11 protein-coding genes are annotated in these 19,616 nt (G+C 64.8%); all 11 read right to left on the bottom strand.

Features of this window, described 5'->3' with window-relative positions:
- Positions 1-26: 26 nt before the first annotated feature.
- From PJL15_RS16520 to PJL15_RS16470, 11 genes are read right to left on the bottom strand one after another with little or no spacing between them, the layout of a single operon-like run.
- A complete protein-coding gene (locus PJL15_RS16520; protein WP_281452231.1) occupies positions 27-1,235 on the bottom strand; it encodes an AAA family ATPase in 1,209 nt (402 codons plus the stop codon).
- Between the two features lie 10 nt (positions 1,236-1,245).
- Positions 1,246-2,070, bottom strand: a complete 825-nt coding sequence (locus tag PJL15_RS16515; RefSeq protein WP_281452230.1) for an inositol monophosphatase family protein — start codon at positions 2,068-2,070, stop codon at positions 1,246-1,248.
- Positions 2,067-4,376 carry an NAD-dependent DNA ligase LigA gene (gene ligA, locus PJL15_RS16510; RefSeq protein WP_281452229.1) on the bottom strand — a complete coding sequence of 770 codons (2,310 nt, stop codon included), beginning with the start codon at positions 4,374-4,376 and terminating at the stop codon, positions 2,067-2,069. Before ligA ends, PJL15_RS16515 begins: the two co-directional genes overlap by 4 nt.
- 46 nt (positions 4,377-4,422) lie before the next feature.
- A complete protein-coding gene (locus tag PJL15_RS16505; protein ID WP_281452228.1) occupies positions 4,423-8,871 on the bottom strand; it encodes an FtsK/SpoIIIE domain-containing protein in 4,449 nt (1,482 codons plus the stop codon).
- Positions 8,868-9,572, bottom strand: a complete 705-nt coding sequence (locus PJL15_RS16500) for a hypothetical protein (protein WP_281452227.1) — start codon at positions 9,570-9,572, stop codon at positions 8,868-8,870. The genes PJL15_RS16505 and PJL15_RS16500 overlap by 4 nt, the downstream gene beginning before the upstream one ends.
- Positions 9,573-9,617: 45 nt before the next feature.
- On the bottom strand, positions 9,618-11,390 hold the full coding sequence (locus PJL15_RS16495) for a serine/threonine-protein kinase (RefSeq protein ID WP_281452226.1): 1,773 nt from the start codon (positions 11,388-11,390) through the stop codon (positions 9,618-9,620).
- The gene (locus PJL15_RS16490; protein ID WP_281452225.1) at positions 11,387-13,210 is read right to left on the bottom strand and encodes a hypothetical protein; all 1,824 of its coding nucleotides are present in this window, start codon (positions 13,208-13,210) and stop codon (positions 11,387-11,389) included. Before PJL15_RS16490 ends, PJL15_RS16495 begins: the two co-directional genes overlap by 4 nt.
- The gene (locus PJL15_RS16485) at positions 13,197-14,105 is read right to left on the bottom strand and encodes a PP2C family protein-serine/threonine phosphatase (RefSeq protein ID WP_281452224.1); all 909 of its coding nucleotides are present in this window, start codon (positions 14,103-14,105) and stop codon (positions 13,197-13,199) included. Before PJL15_RS16485 ends, PJL15_RS16490 begins: the two co-directional genes overlap by 14 nt.
- Positions 14,102-15,667 carry an RDD family protein gene (locus PJL15_RS16480; RefSeq protein ID WP_281452223.1) on the bottom strand — a complete coding sequence of 522 codons (1,566 nt, stop codon included), beginning with the start codon at positions 15,665-15,667 and terminating at the stop codon, positions 14,102-14,104. Before PJL15_RS16480 ends, PJL15_RS16485 begins: the two co-directional genes overlap by 4 nt.
- Positions 15,657-18,155, bottom strand: coding sequence for a transglutaminase-like domain-containing protein (locus PJL15_RS16475; RefSeq protein ID WP_281452222.1), 2,499 nt, complete (start codon positions 18,153-18,155; stop codon positions 15,657-15,659). The genes PJL15_RS16480 and PJL15_RS16475 overlap by 11 nt, the downstream gene beginning before the upstream one ends.
- Positions 18,152-19,543 (bottom strand): DUF58 domain-containing protein, encoded by a 1,392-nt coding sequence (locus PJL15_RS16470; protein WP_281452221.1) that lies wholly within the window; start codon positions 19,541-19,543, stop codon positions 18,152-18,154. Before PJL15_RS16470 ends, PJL15_RS16475 begins: the two co-directional genes overlap by 4 nt.
- Positions 19,544-19,616: the final 73 nt, after the last annotated feature.

The following is a 19,616-nucleotide window of genomic DNA, read 5'->3' as shown; positions in this document are numbered from 1 at the left end:
AATGCATGGCTGACCCTTGCCAGGGGTCAGCGCTTGGGCCAGCTCCACAGCGGACCTTCCAGGGCGCCCAGGCCCTTGATCCTGGTTTCGCCCAATTCCTTGTAGAGCTCGTGCTCATGCGCGGCCCCGGTCTCCCGGAGCGCTGCGAGGAGGGCCTCGGAATGTGTCACCACGATCAATTGGCTGTAGGCGCTGGCCTGGACAATCAGTCCGGCCAGCGCCGGCATCAGGTCAACGTGGAGACTGGTCTCGGGTTCGTTGAGGACCATAAGCTCAGGGGGCCGCGGAGTCAGCAACGCAGCTGTCAGCAGAAGGAAACGCAAGGTTCCATCGGAGAGTTCGGCAGCTTTCATGGGCCGCAGCATCCCGGGCTGTTTCAGCTCCATACTGAACCTGCCATCATTGACGGCGACCTGCAGCCGGCTTCCCGGAAAAGCGTGGCCGACGGCGGTATCCAGCTTCTGTTCGACCCCCACCTCCCGCAGGGTCTGGAGGGCGGCCGCGAGATCCCTGCCACTGTGATGCAGTACCGGCGTACGGGTCCCGATCTGCGCCTGGCGGGCTGGGGCATCGGGGTCGGTGCGGAAGTGGTCATAGAAGCGCCAGGAACGCACAGAGTCCCGCACCCGCAAGACCTCCGGCGCGCGGTCCTGGTCCGAGACTTCGGTGAGCATGCTTTGGTAGGTATCCAGGCGCCGCGACAGCTCCGTCCATTCCCCACCGGCGCCACGGAGCCGGGCCAGACTGCCTTTGCGGTCAACCAGCAAGGACCCAGGCCTGGCAACGGGGCCGGAGAAAATTTGCTCCCGCTTGATTTCGGGGTCGAGCCCAAAAGCCGAAGGACGCGGCCTGCCCGTTTCCTGGTCGAATCCCACGCCTCCCGGCACAGGCATGCCAAGGTCCACCAGGTAACCGAAGTCGTCCCCGGAATAGCCCAGTTTCAGGTTCACCGACGCCTTGCGGACCGTGCCTTGGACTGGTACCTCACCCCGGCGCATGGCGTCGCTGATGGTCTCGGGTCCCGCCCAGAGAGTGGACGACAATCCCCCGTCCCTGGCGAGGGAGCCCACTACGTTTCCGGAGTCTCCGCCGGCGCACTCGGCCAGCAACCGCAGGGCACGGTATAGCGAGGACTTTCCGCTGCCATTGGCTCCGGTCACGATGTCCAAGCCATGCAACTGAATGGCAAGATCCCGGATCGATCGGTAGTTGGCGATGGCCAGTGTCCTGATCACCGGATTGTTCTCACAACGGGAACTTGCCGGAAAGTTCCAAGGTAGCCGCACACATCCACGCCGCCAGCCGGTCCTCGGTGCTGGGTCCGCCGTCGAGCGGGCTGGTCAAACGCGGCCTGCGTACCCAGCAACCGGCTTCCTCGGCGATCAACGCACCGGCTGCGAAATCGTGCTCGTTCAAACCACGCTCACCGTAGGCGTCGAAGGTGCCGTCAGCCACCAGGCAAAGATCCAGTGCCGCGGAACCGAGCCGGCGGACGTCGGCGAAGCCATCCATGAGGCCGGCCAGTCCGGCTGACTGGTCGGCCCTGGTCAGGGGATCGTAACTGAAGCCGGTAGCAAGGATGAGTCCGGTCCGCCCGGGAACCGGGCCCGCCAGGGCAGTAGTTTCCCCTGCTGTTTCCAGCTGCGCTCCCTGTCCGCGGGCAGCTGAATACACGCGCCCAAGCGCAGGTGCGTGTACGACGCCGGCCAGCCAGACGCCGTCGGAATCCGCCACCGCAACGGAAGTGGCGTAGTAGACGATGTTCCGGATGAAATTGGTGGTCCCATCCAGCGGGTCGATGGACCAGCGGTAGCCGGAGGGGTTGGTGGGACGCGTGGTTCCGTGTTCCTCCCCCGTGATGGTGTCGTTGGGTCGTTCGGCCAGGATCGCTTCACGGACCGCGTTCTCCGCGGCCACGTCATAAGCGGTGACCCAGTCGCCGGCTTCACCCTTGTTGCTGGTCTGCAGGCCGTCGCCCGCAGTACCGCCGGCGGACCGTTTAGCCAGTACGGCGGCGCCTGCGGCCGCAGCACGCTTGGCAACATCAAGCAGCCCAGTGGCTTCCGTCATTCGGATTCCACCTCGGCTGCTGTTGCTTCGGTCCCTGCCGGCGTTGCTTCGGATCCGCCGTCAGTTTCCGCCTCGGTCTTTGCCGGCCCGTTGGCCAACAGCTCGCGGAAGCCGTCCTCATCCAGCACCGGAACGCCCAGCTGCTCGGCCTTGTCCAGTTTTGTCCCGGCACTCTCGCCAGCCACCAGGTAGCTGGTGTTCTTGGAAACGGATCCGGAGGCTTTGCCGCCGCGGATGATGATGGCCTCCTTGGCTTCATCCCTGCTGAAGTTGGGCAGGGTGCCGGTGACCACCACGGTGAGGCCTTCAAGGGTGCGCGGCACGGAGGTGTCCCGTTCGTCCTCCATCCGCACGCCGGCAGCGGCCCAACTGTCCACGATCTCGTTGTGCCAGTCCACGGCGAACCACTCCTTGAGTGCCGCGGCAATGGTCGGTCCCACGCCGTCCACGTGGGCGATCTGCTCCTCTGTGGCGCTGCGGATTGCGTCCATGCTGCCGAATGCAGTGGCCAAGGCCCTGGACGCCGTGGGTCCTACGTGCCGGATGGACAAGGCCACCAGCACGCGCCAGAGTGGCTGCTTCTTGGCCTTCTCCAGCTCGACGAAAAGCTTCTCCGTGGTGGCTGTGGGCTTGGACGGCGACTTGGCCGTGCCCTTGGTGAAGAAGTAGGGAACCAGTTCGTATTCGCCGGTACCCACGCCTTTGGACCGCTTCTCCCGGCGGATCCTGACGTCCGCGAGCACTTCACGGCTCAAGCTGAACAGGCCCGCTTCACTGGTCAAGGGCGGCGTCTCAGGCTCGGCAGGCTGGGTAAGGGCGATTGCAGCTTCCCACCCCAGGGCTTCGATGTCGAACGCACCGCGGCCGGCCAAGTGGAAGACGCGCTCACGGAGCTGGGACGGGCAGGACTTGGCGTTGGGGCAACGGATGTCCACGTCGCTTTCCTTGGCCGGGGCCAGCGGAGTGCCACAAGACGGGCATTCGGTGGGCATGACGAATTCGCGCACCGGGGGGTCCTGTTTGTCGCGCAAGGCCAACACCGGGCCCACGATTTCCGGAATGACATCTCCGGCCTTCCGGAGGATCACGATGTCGCCGATCATGACGCCCTTGGCCTTGACGACGTCCTGGTTGTGCAGGGTGGCCATCCCCACGGTGGAACCCGCCACCTTCACCGGCTCCATCAACCCGAAAGGAGTCACGCGTCCTGTCCGGCCAACGTTGACGGCGATGTCCAGGAGCTTGGTGTGCACTTCCTCCGGCGGGTACTTGTACGCTGCAGCCCATCGGGGAACACGGGACGTGTAGCCGAGGGCACGTTGGGTGGCGAAGTCGTCGATCTTGACCACGATGCCGTCGATCTCATGCTGAAGGTCGTGGCGGTGTGCTCCATAGTGGGCAATGAACTCAAGGACCTCCGCGAAGGAGCCCAGCACTTTGAGGTAGGGGCTGACAGGGAGACCCCATTGTTCCAGTAGCTTGTACGTCCCGGACTGGCTCTTGGCGTCCAGTCCTTCACGTGCTCCGATGCCGTGCACGTACATGCTCAGGGGGCGCTTGGCTGTCTCGGCCGGATCTTTCTGGCGCAGTGACCCGGCAGCAGCATTGCGTGGGTTGGCCAGGGGTGCCTTCCCTGCGGCCACGAGTGTTTCGTTGAACTCCAGGAACGCCTTGGAAGGAATGAACACTTCACCACGGATTTCGACTTCAGATGGATACCCGGAACCGCTCAGTTCCCGCGGGATCTCCTTGATGGTGAGCACGTTGTGCGTGATGTCCTCGCCCGTGGTGCCATCTCCACGCGTGGCGGCCCGGACCAGTTTTCCGTCCCGGTACAGGAGGTTCACCGCCAGTCCGTCGATCTTCAATTCCGTCAGCCACGCGATGGGTGGAACGGAATCGCCGAGTTTGGCCACGGAGGCTTCGGCCTTGCGGACCCAGGCCTCAAGCTCCTCCAACGAGAAGACGTCATCCAGGCTGTACATCCGCTGCAAGTGTTCCACGGCCGCGAAAGCAGAGGAGACTTCCCCGCCCACTTCCTGGGTGGGCGAATCATTGGAAACGAGCTCAGGGTGGAGGGCTTCGAGCTCCTCAAGGCGCCGGTACAGTTCGTCGAACTCGGCATCGGAAACTGTGGGTGAGTCCTCTTGGTAATAGGCATACCGGTACTTGCGGACAAGGTCAGCCAGTTGCTCATATTCGTCACGCAAGGACTCCGCGGGCGGGGTTCCCTCCCCCTCCACGGCAACAGCCGCGGAGTGGTCACCTGTGGTTTCTACCGGATTCGCAGTTTCTGGTGTGCTCACAGCTCTATCTTGCCGCAAGCCACCGACATTCTGGCCCAATACCCTCCTAGCTGCGGTTTTCCGGCGGCATGGCGATCTGCAGCTTGCGGACCTTGCCGCGACCCACGATGTAGCCGCGGCCGGGAATGAAGTCCTTGCTGATCCGGCCCAGGGAGGTGTTGAGGAGGGTGTCGCCCTCCACGTCGCCGGGGTTGAGCAGCAGCCCGCGTCGTCCGGACTTGAAGGGCTGCGCCAAGGACCAGGCCTGGGACCACGTGGACGTTTCGGACTCTCCCACCACCCATTGGTCTGCCTTGATGGCAGCGGTAACCAGGCGGCCCACCCCCGATTCCGCCAAGGTATCCGTGAACTCCGTGAGGCCCTCGATGAAGATGGCCATGCTTCCGGGGTTGTCTGAGGCTTTGTCCACGAGGTCGTCAATGACATCGGAGACCTCGTCGGGTCCTACCAGCGAGCGGCTCCAGATGTTCAACGACGCCACCGCCGAGCGACGGGAACCAATGTAGATGAGGTCGGTACGTGGGTTGGAGCGCCGCAAGGCGTAGGCCAGCGTAACCAGGGCCACCGTGCGTCCGGAACCGGGAGGGCCCGCCAACAGCAGCGAACCCTTGGCGCCGATGGCCGCCGAACCCAGCGTTTCGTCGTCGACACCAATAACGGGGTTGTCCGGGGCGCCGGTAGGCAGGATGTCCAGGTCCACCAACTCCGGGAGCCGCTGGATCTGGGGTGCCTGTTCGAGCCCCTGGCGAACCATTGCCTGGCTCAGTTTGGCCACTTCACGTGCTTGGAGGGCCAGGTTCGAGTTGCCGCCCAAGACCGCGAGTTGGACTTCCAGGCCATCCAGCAGGCCCCGGCCGGGAGGCGAGGCAGCGTTCAGGACGTCCTTGGGGACGTCCAGGGTCATGTAGTCGTCCTCGGAGCTGAGCCGCAGGACCAGCCGCTTCTGGATGGAAGCAAGGAGCGACGCCGGAACGGAGTTGGTGCGGTCACCGCTCACTACCAGGTGGATACCGAGGGGACGGCCGTCCGTGGCCAACGTGAGGAAGATGTCCCACAGTGCCGAGAGGTTGCTGTACTCGTACCCTTCCCGGAACGCTGACATTCCGTCCACCAGGATGAAGATGCGCTTCTCATCCGGCCTGTTGGCCAGTTGCCTGTACTCAACAATGGTGGAGGCCCGGACTTCTGCGAATCGCGCTGCCCGGTCATCGGCTACTTCCTTGAGCCAGCGCAGCAGGCGGCCCACTCGCTCCACGTCGTCGCCGTTGATGATCTCGCCAACATGCGGAAGCCCGTCCAGCATCTTCAGTCCCGAAGAGCCGCAGTCGATCCCGTACACGTGAACCGGCCCACCGCGCGGCGTCACGGCCGCGGCAATCGCGATGCCCCGCAGCGCTGCCGACTTTCCGGATCCACCGGTGCCGTAGACGGCCATGTTGCCGTCCTTGTCCGGCTCGTAGAACACCGTGGGCTGGTCCTGGTGGGCGGGATCGTCCGCCACGCCCAAAAGAAGCCGTTCGTCGGTGCGCGGGTTGGGAAGCTTGGAGAAATCGTAGGTGGTGGCGAGTTCGTTGAGCCACGGTTTCCGGGGCGGTGCAATGGACAGGACGTCGGCCGCACGGATGATGTTTCCGGTCATTCTTGCGATGTCGTTCGGTCCGGCGGGCTCTTCTTCAACCTGGGTAACCAGCGGCGGCTCCCACACAGGGCCGGAGCCAAAGGCCATCTCCACGATGTCGATCCTGGGACGCTGCGGCTTCTCGGTGGTCCAGCCGCCGGCATATCCGGTCTGGAAACCCTGGATGCGGCCGGGTCCGGTCTTGGCAGCGCCACGGCCCGGAATGGACGGATCGAAATAGGCGGCCGTGGGGACGCCAAGGATGTCTACGGCGTCCACTTCATCGGCCATGCGCAGGGCGACACGGAGATTGGTGTTGGCCCGCAGGTTGTCTTTGATGACGCCGGCAGGCCTCTGGGTTGCCAGGATGAGGTGCAGGCCGAGGGACCGGCCACGGGCGGCGACGTCCACAACACCGTCAACGAACTCGGGAACTTCCGTGGCAAGGGCCGCGAATTCGTCCACGATGATGATCAGGTACGGCGGCGCTTCAGGATCCGCTTCGCGCTGAAGGGCCAGCAGGTCCTTGGCTTTCTTGCGGTTCAGCAGGCGTTCCCGGTAGTGCAGTTCAGCCCGCAAGGAGGTCAGTGCCCGGCGAACCAGGTGCGGGGACAAGTCCGTGACCAGGCCCACGGTGTGGGGCAAATGCAGGCAGTCCGCGAAGGCCGCGCCGCCCTTGTAGTCCACAAAAAGGAAGCTGACGCGGTCCGGGCTGTAGGCCGCAGCCATGCCCATCACCCAGGACTGCAGGAACTCGGACTTGCCGGCGCCGGTGGTTCCGCCAACCAGGGCGTGCGGACCCTCATTCTTCAGGTCGAGGTAGAACGGTTCCACACCTTTGGAGCCGACCAAGGCACGGAGGCTCCCGTTGTCCTTGCGGTTGGGCACAGCAGTAGCGTGCACGGAGTTGTTCTCCTGCCAGCGTTCGGCCACGGCCTGAGGATTGTCCATCAGCTCCTTGCCGATCAACGTGGCATAGGAAACTGCGCGCGGGAGGTCGGAGTCGTCCTCGAGCGGGTTGCCGACATCAACCAGCGGCGACATCATGCGTGCCAGCTGGGTGGCGAGATCGGCGTCGAGGCTTTCGCAGCTCACCGGGTAGGTGTGCCGGCCCAAACGGACCTGGCCCGTGGTGGTGCCGTGGTCGCCGTCGACGGACAGGAAGTCGCGGCAAGCGGCCGGGAGGGACTGCACATTGGCTGCCACCCACATGACGTGCACACCGTAATCGGCCCCGCGTTCCACCAGGCGGGTCAGCCGCCCACGGTCCACGGGAGCGTCGTCCTCCACGATCACCAGAACGGCCGGCACCACCGGGGAGGGAAGCTCCTCGTGCTCGTCCTTGAGGCCGGGACGCGGCTGCGGACCTGGCTCCTTGGATAGCGACTCGCGTTCTTCCACGAGGTTTTCCAGGCGGGACAACAAGGCAGCGCCCGCACCGGGACCGGCCGCGAGGTGGTCGCCTGAAACGGGGCTGTGGCCTGAGCCGACATGCGGGAGCCATTGCAACCAATCCCACCGTTCGCGCGACCGCGGCGACGTCAGCGCGGTGACGACCACTTCCGCAGGCGAATGGAGGGCCACCAGTTGGAGCACCATGCCTCGGGCGACGTCGTCCACCACGTTGCGGTCCCCCGCAACGCCAAACGAACCTGACGTGCGCAGCTGCGACACGATCGGCACGCCCTCGATGACACGTACCTGCTGCAGGCACTCCTGGATTTCGCGCATGTACTGCGGCTCAGTCTCGTTGGCGGCGGGTTCATCGAAGGGGATGCGCGAAGGCGCCGAACCCAGGCCGAAACGTACACCGAGGAAGTGCTGGTGCTCTGGACGGTTGGTCCAGAGCAAAGGCCCGAGCTTGTAGATCGCGTCCACGGTATCGCTCACGGAAGGCGCCTCCTGGAGGCGGACAGCGCGCTCGATGTTCTGCTGCCTGTCGATGTCCTCGCGGAACGCCAGCATGGCGGCCTTGAACTGCTTGTGGCCTTCTTTCGCCTGGCGCTTGCCCTGCATCTTGTGATCCACATAGTGGCCCACAATGAACAGCGGCATCATGGCCATGAAGAGCACCGACAGCAGGTTCTGGGTAACGGCGAAGAGAACGCCACCCATCAACAGCGGCGCAACGAGCATGATGTACGGGAATGGTTGGTGTTCGGGCCGCTTGGGACCGGCAGGCGGCACGCGTTTGGGTGACTCGAAGCGCGGCAGCACCCGCGGCGAACGGTTGAAGTCGACCAGCGGCGAGGACGGGCCGCCACCATGGTTCCGGGAGAGGGAGACAACGCCCACCGACGTATCGCCAAGCGTCACGGTGTCCGAGGATCCAAGCGTGGCACGGGTAACCGGCAGGCCATCCATGAGCAGGCCGTTGGCGGAGTTCGTGTCCACGATCTCCACCGTCTCGCCTACCGTGATGCGGGCGTGGCGCTTGGAGGTGAGCGGGTCCGAGAGGCGGATGTCGGCGTCCCGGTCCCGGCCGATGTAGCTGGTGCCGAACGGCAGCGAAAATTCGCGGCCGACGTCGGGCCCTGACATCACGCGCAACGTCGCCGCCGCCGGTCCCCTGTTGGACCCGTGCCCGTTGGAGGCAAATTCCTCGCTGACGTGGGCCAGCGACACTTTGGAACCTGGGCGAAGCCCGGACTCCAGCAGGTTGTCCGTGGGCCTGAGGACGTGTCCGGACAAGCCACCGCCAACGAACGCTTCGTCCACGCTGATGGACAGGTTCGACGGCGGTTCAGTCCCCTTGCGGGCGGGGTCGGCAGCCCAGAGTTCGGTGGCGATATCGGCCACGGTGGCACGGCCGTCCACCGTTACGGCGAGGTCCTTTGCTTCCGCAGGGTCGCGCCGCAATGTCAGGCGGAACTTCATCCTTCGTCGACTCCACTCATTTTCTCAAGAAGATTCAGGTCGGCCGGCGTCACCAGGTGGGACGTCACGGCATGCTCAACCAAACGCGCCCGGCGGTTGGTGGCCAGTTTTCCGGCGCCACCGCGCAGTCCCACGACGCCGACGCGGTCCAGTTTGTCGCACACGTTGTCCAGCTTGCGGTTGAACCGGGTCAGGGCCCAGCCCAGGCGTTTGGCGGCCTCCGCGGAGGACGGAATGGCGCTGAAGCCGGTGCCATCGCGCCGCAACATGGGTTCGGCCAGGGCAACGATGAGCGCCTTTTGGGAGTCGGTGAAAACTACCGGGCCAATGGTCGTATCACCGGCCTGGTCTTCGTCGCGGGCTTCATGGCGGAAGGACGGCGTCTTCAGATGCACCGCAAACTCGTACGTGGTGGGACCGGCAGTGAAAATGACGTTCGTGTGGCTGAACACCAAAGGGATCCTGGCCCCTGGCGCCAGCCAGGCCTGCATGCCACCGGAGCCGTCCGCGATGGTGGCCGAGAGCATGCTGCCTACGTTGCTCAGCCACCAGATGCCGTCGTATCGGGCAATCTGCAGGAAGCGCCGGTGCAGGTACGGGTTGTCGTCGACTTCAAGATCGCCTTCACGGCCGATGTCAAAGACGTCCTCGTCGGATGGTTCGTACCATTCCCCACAGAAATCTATTGCTAGATCCCCCATGATCTGTGCCTCCTCGCTGGACAACGTGTTTCTGTCATGAGCCGTCTATTTCTCCACACAGGCAATGGATTCAGGACCGCCCGGCGAGGCCGAACCATCTTCCCGGATCATGATGACCTGGATGCAGAGGGGCCGCTCGGCGTGGCCCGTGATGATGGCGTAAAGTTCGGACGTCGATTCGTAGGTGCCCTCGGACTTCGCGGATTTGAGGCGCCACTTGAAAGTGTCCGTCACCTTCCAGTCAGGGCTGTCCCAGCGAAAAACGACCAAGGGCGTCGTTGATGTGCCACCGCTTTGGATCTCGTAAGTGATGTCCGTAACCTCGGGCACCCCACCATCGCCTATCGGGTCCGCCGGCGGCTTGCTGGCCGTCTCTGTGGGTGCCACCTTCGGCTGCGCTTGGGCGCCCAGCACCACGCCTACCACGATCGCGACAACCAGCACCGCCGCGCCAGTTGCAGCAAGCCACAGATTTCGTTTGCTGTGGTCTGCAGCCGGCGCTTCATCGCCGGTGTCCTGGGGTGCCTGCGACGCGGAGCGACTGACAGTATCGTCAACGATGTCCTGCCTACCTGATGGCTGCCAGCCACGCAGGACAGTGGACTCCGCGGAATCGGGTTCGTGCGTGCCCGGCTGCGGCGCCTGGAATTGTGGCGGCGCGGCCTGCTGGTCCTGGGCTTGCTGGGCTGGTGCTTGCTGCGCTGGCGCTTGCTGCGCTGGCGCTTGCTGGGCAGCATCCTGCTGGGCCTGAACTCGCCAGGCGGCCGGAGTTTGTGCCGTGCGCGACGTATTTCCCGGCACCGTGGATGGGAACGTCCGCGCCGGGAAGGTCGGCGCCGATCCCGTCGTGGCGGTCCCCGAAGCATCGGGATCGATCGAGGCGATGCTCCGGACCCGGGTTTCCTCGAAGTTGTCGTCAGGGTGCTGTTCGTCGCCGTGGCCGGGCTCTTCTAGTACCTCGAACGGTGTCACGGACAGGTTCAGCTCGGTCTGGATGCGCTGCAGTGCCAGGGCAAAGGCGTGCGCTGACGAGTAGCGGGACCCCGGAGACTTCGCCATCGCCGTCGCCAGGACAAGTTCCAGAGACTCCGGAACATCGGCGCGGCCAAGCCTGGGCAGCGGCGCGTTGGTGATGCGGGAGATCAGTTCGCGCTGCGAATTGTCCTGTCCCGGAAGAACGAAAGGCGAGCGCCCGGCCAGCAGCGTATAGAGCGTGGCCCCCAGTGCCCAGATGTCCACGGGGACACCCTCCACGGCGCCGCCGCGAAACTGTTCGGGGGGCGACCACGGGATGGACATACCGGCGTCGTCCTCGGCGTCGGCACCAATGGTGCCGGAAATACCGAAGTCCGTCAGCGCCGGACGGTTGTAATCGGTCACCAGGATGTTGGCGGGCTTGATGTCGCGGTGCACGATTCCTGCCCGGTGGGCGGTCTCGACGGCGGACGCCACCTGGATGCCGACGGCAAGGACCTCGTCCACGCTGAAGCGCTGGCGCCGGTACCGGACGTCGAGGCTGGGCCGTGAGCAGTACTCCATGGCCAGGTAGGAGTGCCCGCTCTCGGTGATCTCCGCTTCGAAGATCGTCACGATGTAGGGGTGCGAGGACAATTGCGCCATCAGGTTCGCCTCAGACTCGAAGCGGCGGCGCGCCCCTTCGGTCTTGAGGTCGGAGAGCAGCACCTTGACGGCTACTTTCCGGCGCGGCCGGTCTTGCTCGTACAGGTACACATCGGAGAACCCACCGGAGCCAAGCAAGCTGATGTACTTGAATCCCGGGATGGGCGGAGGCGGCGCGGGGGGCCTCTTGGAACTCAAAGAATCTCCTCGAAACGCAATGAAATGTCGTCGCCGAGTTCGGCGATATCGCCGTCCAGCAGGATCGCCATCTCGTTCTGGGCAAGCCGGCGGGGCGCCTGGCCCTCACGGATGAGCACAGTGCCGTTGGTTGCCTTCAGGTCGCACAGCATCACGTGCCAGCCTTCCAGCCGGACTTCGACGTGGGAGCGCGAGATATCCCCGCCGGGGCTCTCCACCTGGACCAGGCGTGGCATGGTGCCGCCCTGGACACGGGAAACCGAGGGTTGGCGCCCAATGATGAGCGACTGGTCAAGATCGATCAATTCGCCGGTGGACAGCCGCATTCGGCCCAGTCGCGGGCGCGGGACGTGGACCGAATCCCCGGAAATGGCAACTCCGCAGACCGAACACAGCGGATAGGTGGGCGGGTTGGCATGCCCTTGCGAGCAGACCCTGGCCAACACACTGGGGCCATTGACGGCGGGAGCGTCGCCAGCAGCCCCAGCCGGCTCGGCGTCGTCGGCCAGGGGCAGACTGCTCTTCATGACGGTCTGGCCGTCATGGTCCGAATCCTCGTCGACGGGGCCAATCGCGGGCGCGGGCGTCCAGGCTGCCGGTACTTGCGGGGCGGGAGCGGCAACGGGTGGCGACGGTTGAGCGCTGCGCAGCCAGGGCACGGAATCAATGAGGCCACCCGAAGGCGCCGGAGCGGCGGATGGCGCCGCGGCCTGTTCCGTCTCCGACGGCGGTTGCGGAGCAGACAGCGGTTGCGGAGCCTGTTCCGGCTCAGACTGCGGTTGCGGAGCCGACGGCGGTAGCGGCGCAGGAGCGTGGGCAACCGGAGCGTCGTGGTCATCGGAGTCGCCGTCCAGACGGACCGCGGCATCTTCGATGGTGCGCATCACGGTCTTGTCCCACAGGTGGTCATAGTTCGTGGTGTTTTCCAGCGAATGGCTCAAGGGATCAGTCGTGCTGGTGTGGACCGGAACGCCCGCCGCATCAAGATCAGCATCAAGGTCAACATCAGCATCGGCATCATTGGAAGCAGCTTTCTCCGACTCCGGTTCACCCGAAGCGACAAGTTCCAGTTCAGCAGGTTCCACTTCAGCAGGTTCCACTTCAGTGACAGGCTCCGCTGCGGCGATGGATTCGACCACCGCGATGGATTCCGCGGCGGACGCTTCGTCCGCAGGAACCTGCTCGGCGACGACCTGCACTTGTCCTGGCGCGATCGTCAGGCCGAGGTCGGCTTCGTGGTAGCCGATCATGGTTTCATCGGAAACCGGAACGATGGGTGCCCCCGGAACGCGCTCCACTTCGACGGACTCCGCCCCAGGAGTATCCTTCCGCACGGTCCCAGCTCCCTCGCCTGCTGCTTCCAAGGAAGCAAGCAGCACCACCCCGTCCTTCAACGGCAGGGTGTCCAGCAGTGGCTGCTCTCCTCCATCAGCGGCCTGCGCACCGATGTAAACGCTGAAGGATGTAACTCCGGCAATGCGGCGCTCCGTCCACGTGGTGACGTCACGGCCAGTGAGCTGTTCCTGTCCACCGCCCACCTGCACCGACAATTCGAGGTCGCCACGGAGGAACACCCGGAGCGCATCCTTCGAATCAATGATGCCGAACGGCGGGATCCGGCTCAGCGAAACACCGAAGGCTTCGGTCACTTCGTGCAGGACTTCGTGGGCTTCCGGCGATGAGGCCAGCAACTCCCAGACGGAGTCGATCAGGGCATGGGGTGTGTCGGGGCCAAGGAGTACAACGGTCCCGTTGCGGACAACGCCAAACCACCCACCCTGCTGGTAACGCGTGTGGGACAGGAGATTACTGCTTGCCATCGCTGCCTTCCTCCCGGTCGGTACCATTCACCCAAGCCCTGGGGAGGGTGTCTTCCTCGACTTCCGACCCGACTTCCGGACGGGGAGCCGTAATGGCGATACCGGCGTCGTTCAGGACGTTCTTTGCGTCAACCACAATGACCGTGACGTTGTCGCGTCCACCGCTCCGCAAGGCAGCCTGGATGAGGGCATCCACGGCGTCTTGCGGGTGGGCAACGGTGCTCAGGATCCGGAACATGTGGTCATCGCCGAGTTCGCCGTTCAGACCATCAGAGCAGACCATGATCCGATCGCCTTCCTGGATGGGAAGCAACCAGAAATCGGCTTCGGTCTCATCTCCGGTGCCCAGGGCGCGGGTGACAACATGGCGGCGCGGATGGACGGCGGCTTGTTCCTGGGTGATGTCCCCCGAATCGACAAGCTCCTGGACTTCCGAGTGATCCACGCTGATCTGCGCGAACTCACCTTGGCTGAGCCGGTAGGTACGGGAATCGCCAATGTTCATGACCAGCCAGTACGGCAAGCCCATCTGTTCCACCACGACCACGCCGGAAAGTGTGGTCCCGGCGCGTGCGCCTGTTGCGTCCCGGATGGCGGCATCGGCTTTCAACAGGCACGCCTGAAGGTCCGCCGCAGAAGCCGTCCGCACCCCCGAAGCCAGCTCGGGTGCGCTGCCCAAGGTGCGGACGCACATGCCGCTGGCAATTTCGCCTGCCTCATGGCCACCCATGCCGTCGGCGACGGCGAACACCGGGTCCGCCGCGATGAACGAATCCTCGTTCAGCTCGCGACGAAGTCCCCGATCCGTTCCGTAGCCGTAGCCAAGGCGGAAGGAGGATCTTCCTGTGGCTGGCCCGGCGTCGGCGTTGGCAGGAGTGGCCGGCTGTGAATTCATGCTTGTCCTAGGTGGAAGGAGCGGTCACCGAAATGAACTGTGGAACCTGGTCGGACGAAAAGTGCCTCGCCCGCGGCAAGCCTGGTCTGCAGGCCGTCCGGAGTGGTGACAGCACTGCCGTTGGTCGAATTGCGGTCCGTCACCCACACGCCATCCCCGTCAACCCGAAGATGGACGTGCGTCTTGGAGATGGACCTGTCGGGATCGGACACCGGCAAGAGCTGCTCCACCGTTTCCCCTGGCTGGGGCGCAGGATTCCGGCCGAGAAGGACGGTTCCGCCGAGCTGGACGTCCTGGCCGTCGTCGATCCTTATCCGCAGGACAGCCTGCGCACGGGCCGTTCCGGGACGCATCTGGGTGCGTTCGACGTCGTCGTCAGGATGGGCGGCCGCGGTTTGCGGCGTTACTGCGGGAGGCTGGGGCGCAACGGGAACTTGGGGCGCAACGGGAGCCTGCGGGGCTAGCTGCACTGCCGGCGCGGGCGGAACCTGCCGTGGCGGCGTCGGTGGACGCCACTGGTTGGGATCATGCGAAGGCTGCACGGCTGGCGACGCCGTTGCGGACTGTGTGGTTGGGCTTGCTTGCGTCGGGGCTACCTGCGCGGAAGGGGCTTTCACCGGGGTGGACGCGCGCCCGGACGGCACCGGGGAGGCCACCGGCTGGACCGGCGGCAAATCCATGGGAGCGAAGCTGTAGGGACCTTGGATTCCTCCGGAGGTGACAGGATTGCGGCCGGCGTTGACGTCGAACACCAAGGCCTTGGCCGCTTTGTCATGCCAGCCGCGCAGCTTGCCGTTGTTGTCCCAGGCATTGGAGATGACCACCAGGATGGCCCACACAACACCGAGGACCATCAACGGCAATGCGATCCACACAACGAGGCCCAACAAGCCGAGGGCCGAGAGGATGACCGCAGCCAAGAACCCCACGATGAGCAATCCACCGGTGAGGATACCCCGCACGAAAACCGCGCCGGCGCCCGGAGCGTAGCCGTCGGCATCCGTGCTGCGGATTCCCATGAGCTGGTTGCCGATGGTGTTCCCGGACTTGGCTTCGAGTCCCAGCAGGACAAAGGTGTAAACCACCGTGACCCCAATGCCAATGCTGCCCAGGAGGACCAGCAGGCCGGTGTCATAAACAATGAAGCCGTTCCGCCGCGTCTGTGTGATACCCGCGATGCCAATGGCAAAAGTTGTGGCGAGGACAGCCACGGGACCCAACCAATCCAAAACGGCCGCACCCAACCGCTTCCCCGCTGAGGCGGGCACCAGTTCGAGCTTGGTGGTCATAGTGGTCCCTCCCCCTGGCCCCGGCATACTGTCGGGCACGGCATTCGTTCCCGGATGCGACGGCGCTGTTGGCGCCGACACTACGGAGATACTACCGGGATCGGCCAGGCCCTGCCGGTTGGCGGACTCCAGCGCAGCCCTCTGGGCGTGGTTGATGTTCCCTTCCTTGCGGGCTCCGCGGTTGTTCAGCGGCGATCCACATTGGTTGCAGAACGCCGCGCCCGGACGGACGGTGTGCCGGCATGCCGGGCAAAGTTCCGCGTCACTGTTCATCCGTGGCGTCCTTCTTGAAGGGCAGCGTCAAGCGCCGCGAACCGGGCTCGGCGGGGGCTTGTTTCCGGCGACGGAGGGCAGCCCGACCGTCCGACAACAACGACCGTGGGGAGAACCGGGCCTGCTGCCGTTTCCAGAAACCAACACTGGCGGTGATGTCGGTCAGCGAGGTATCGACGATCTCCCAGTACTCCTTGACCTCCGTCTCGCTGGGTTGCCCGGCACCGAAGACTGCGGCGTCGGCGCGGTGCGCCAGCAAGGTGGTGGTGTTCCCCGCGGTGGGGAAGGCATCGGCAATCACCGAGGCGGATTCCCGCCTCGTGGACTTGGTATCGATCGATGCCCCCATGTCGGTGACAAGGCTCAATACCTCGCTCCAGCCTGCGCCGACCCGCTGGGCGGGGTGGCCGTCCCGGAAACGCGCCTTACGGCGTCGTGATTTCAACAAGAGGATCAGCAGCAACGGAATGGCGAGAATCCCCAAGGGAATCAGGGCCACGCCGATGGCAGCCAGCAGGGGTCCCCAGAAGAGCCACGGATTGTTCTTCTTCTCGTCCGCGTCCAGGGCGTCAGGAGTGGAGTCCGGCGGCAGGTCCGCGGGCTCCTGCGGCGGGGGCGGCGGCTGCAGGACCTGTGGCTTGGGCTTGGACTTGTTCAGTGGGTCCGGCGGGATCGGCACGTTGTCCTTGGGCGGGGTGGGATCGAAGGAAACCCAACCCACGCGGTCAAAAGCCACCTCTACCCAGGCGTGGACGTCCTTGCCGGTGATCTTGACATCGCCCGCGCCGTTTTCGGGGCTCTTGGGATCGGGGTAGAAACCCATGACAACCCGCGAAGGGATGCCCAGGTGGCGGAGCATCAATGACATTGACACTGCGTACTGCTCATCATCTCCGAGCATCTGCTTGGCGGAGAGCATGTTACGGATGCGCGCTGCGCTGTGGCCGGGGAGGCTGGGGAGCTGTCCGTCGGCCACCAGGCCATTGCTGAACGCGCCGCTCTTCTGGAAATGTGCCTCGATCTGGCGGACCCTGTCGATGGCGGTCGGGGCATCGGCCGACAACTCGTTCGCCTGCGAGGCCACGATCGGCGGCACTTCTTCAGCGTCGGGAAGCGTGAGCTTGGCAAAGTCGTACTGGGTGAGCTGACCGTGCTCCAAGGTGCCGGGATCGGAGACCTGGACGGTGTAGTTCTCGCCCTTGCCCAGGCCCTTGGTGGTTACGGCGGTGTCGGTGCCCGCGTTGAAGTAGAGGCCCGACGCCGCTCCGGAACTGTCCGCGAAGCTCATCCCGGTGGTGTGGCGGCCACCGGGAACGAAGTAGCCCTGGTAATCCTCCACGGTGATGTCCAGCGTGTAGTTCGTGCCCTCCACGGGGCTTCCGGAATCGGCCAGCGTATTGAGCGACTTGGCGTCGCCCACTTTGCTGAAGTTGCCCGAACTGTTCGGATCCATGGTGTAGTTCAAACCGTTGAAAGCGTCCAGCGCCGCCAGCCGTATGCGGCCATCCTTCGGCAGGCCCTTGACGGTGAACAGCGTTGTGTCCTTTTCGTCCTTGACGAAGTTCCGGAAGCTCGCCAGCGGAGTGATGTAATCACGTGGATCAAACGGCGGGACGATGGTGTTGCGGAGCACCTTCCTGTCATCGCTCGCTGTCACCAAGGGAGACGCGATGGCTGTCACGCCCACGGCCACGGCGATCACCGCGGCAGCAGTCCCCAACCGGCGCAGCTGGCCACGGCGGGCCGCACCGGCGTCGGAATCCGGCCTGTTGGCCGAAACGGTCCGGGTGCTGCGCTGGCGGAGCACGTCGCGGCGGAACGTCGCCCAGACGATCGAAACGATCGTCAGTGAAACTCCCCGCTCCACGTTCAGGAATCCCGAGCTCGTGCTGAAAGCGATACCCGTGATGAAAAGAACCAGCACCGGCAGCAGCGGCCAGTAGGGACTCTTCAGCCGCCAGGTCAGAAGTCCGGCAGCCAAGGCCATGAGCAGTGAACTCAGGAAGGGCACGATCAGGGTGCCGTTGGCTGTGCCCACGGGAACCCCGACAGTGAGCATGTCCTTCCACGAGAACACAATGCCCAGGAGCAGCGTCCGCAGCGAATCCAGGGACGGCAGGAACCCGAGCACCGCGGAATCCGGCACTGCAAGCGCCGAACCAAACACCATGTACGCGCCAAAGGCGAGGGCTGTGGTGATCAGCAGGCCGAGTCGGAGGTGGGCATTCAGTACGGCAATACCGAGCCCCAGGACCACTCCGCCCAAACCTGCAACCAGGAAACGCGCATCGCCGCCGAAGCTCAGCGTAAATCCGAGGACGCCAAGGAGAAGCAGCACCACCAGGGCGCCACAGTCCACAAAGAAATGCCACAGCGGACGGTCGTCGGCGAAGACCGATGCCCCGGCGGCCCGCTTCCTGGCCCGGGAACCGGACTTTGCGGACTTGTCCGCACGCGGCCGGACGCGGAGGTTGGGTGCGGTGCTCATGCTGCCGCCTTTCGAAGAACAATGGCGAGATCGTCAAGGTCGCCCACCGTGAGGACCGTCAGGTCCGCGATGTTGGCCCTCGACGGCGCGGCCCCGGGTTGGACCCGGACGGCCAGGCTGCGGACACCCGGCGGGACGGACGCGGCGGCAGAACGCAGCTGCGTGGCCGTGACGTGGCTGCCCACCACGAAGAACACGACGGAGGCGTTCGGGACGGTATCCGAGAGCGTCCGGGCAAGGTCGACGGCGGTCTTCCGCATGGGTGCCCCGACAATCCGGGTCATGTCATCCAGGAGGTTGCGGCCCGTTTCGCAGCGGAGCGGTCCCTTCTGGGTCAGGACGTCCAGGTCGCGCTGTTCGCTGATGGCCTGGCGGCCAATGGACGCAGCCACGGAGATTGCCATCTCGAATTCCGCGTCGGATTCGTACTCGTCCGTGTTGATGGACAGGGATATGGCCAGGTGCGCCCTTCGCGTCTCCTCGAACTGGCGGACCATGAGCTTGTTGGTACGGGCGGTGGTCTTCCAGTGGATGTGCCGGCGGTCATCGCCCGGTACGTAGTCGCGCAGGGCGTGGAAGGAGACATCGGCGCTGGAAAGTTCCGTGGTGGGCATGCCCTCGAGGTCGCGGATGAATCCAGCGGCAGAACTGCCCAGGACAACTGTCCGCGGGTGCACGAACAGGTCCACGGGTTCGGTCCAGAGCACCCGGCGGCGCAGCAGGTGAAGGGGGTCGGCACGCACGGAGCGCACCGGTCCCACCACGATGACAGCCCGCCGGGCTGTGGGAATGGTGAACAGGTCTTCGTGCACCTGCGCCGGCTTCATACGCGGCAGATGGAAAACCGCGGTATTGGCGCCAACGGGCAGTTCCAGGGCCGCAGGCAGCAACGGACGCGTCGAAACGTTGGAGACCGCAATGCTTCCCACCGCGTCGTCCCCCACTGCCACGCGGGTACGGGCCAGGTCCAGGACTACGCCATATGCTGAGCGGCCCACAATGAAGCCGACAGCCAAAAGGAAGAGAAGGAAGGCCACCATGGCAGCCGACTTGGCTTCCTGCCAACCCCATGCCTGCCCTGCCCACCAAAGGCCGATCGACGCAGCCAGGACAACCCAGCCGAGCAAGCTGACAACGGACAGCACCGGCCATACGAAGCGCCGCCACATATCGCGGATCTTGTCCCAGACCGGCGCCAGTGCTTCACCGGCCGTTCCGGCAGCCTCGGCCCACACGGCAGCCGGGTGCAGTTTCCTGGTTTTGCCTGACTTTTTGGGGCTTCCTGCTTCGTTGCCGGCACCACGCATGGAGCGCACGGTGCCGCCAAGTGCTGATGTGGCACGTTTCAGCGAATCAGCAGCCCTTGTCAGGGGTTTGCTGGAGGACATGTGGGGGACCTTTGTTCGAACTGGGCGCGAGGAGGGAAATGCGCTGGCTAATGCGCTGGCTTAGGCTGTGTTG

Origin of the sequence: Paenarthrobacter nitroguajacolicus (assembly GCF_029952445.1) — a bacterium.
Lineage (GTDB): Bacteria > Actinomycetota > Actinomycetes > Actinomycetales > Micrococcaceae > Arthrobacter > Arthrobacter nitroguajacolicus_B.
This window is presented reverse-complemented; position numbering and strand designations above follow the sequence as displayed.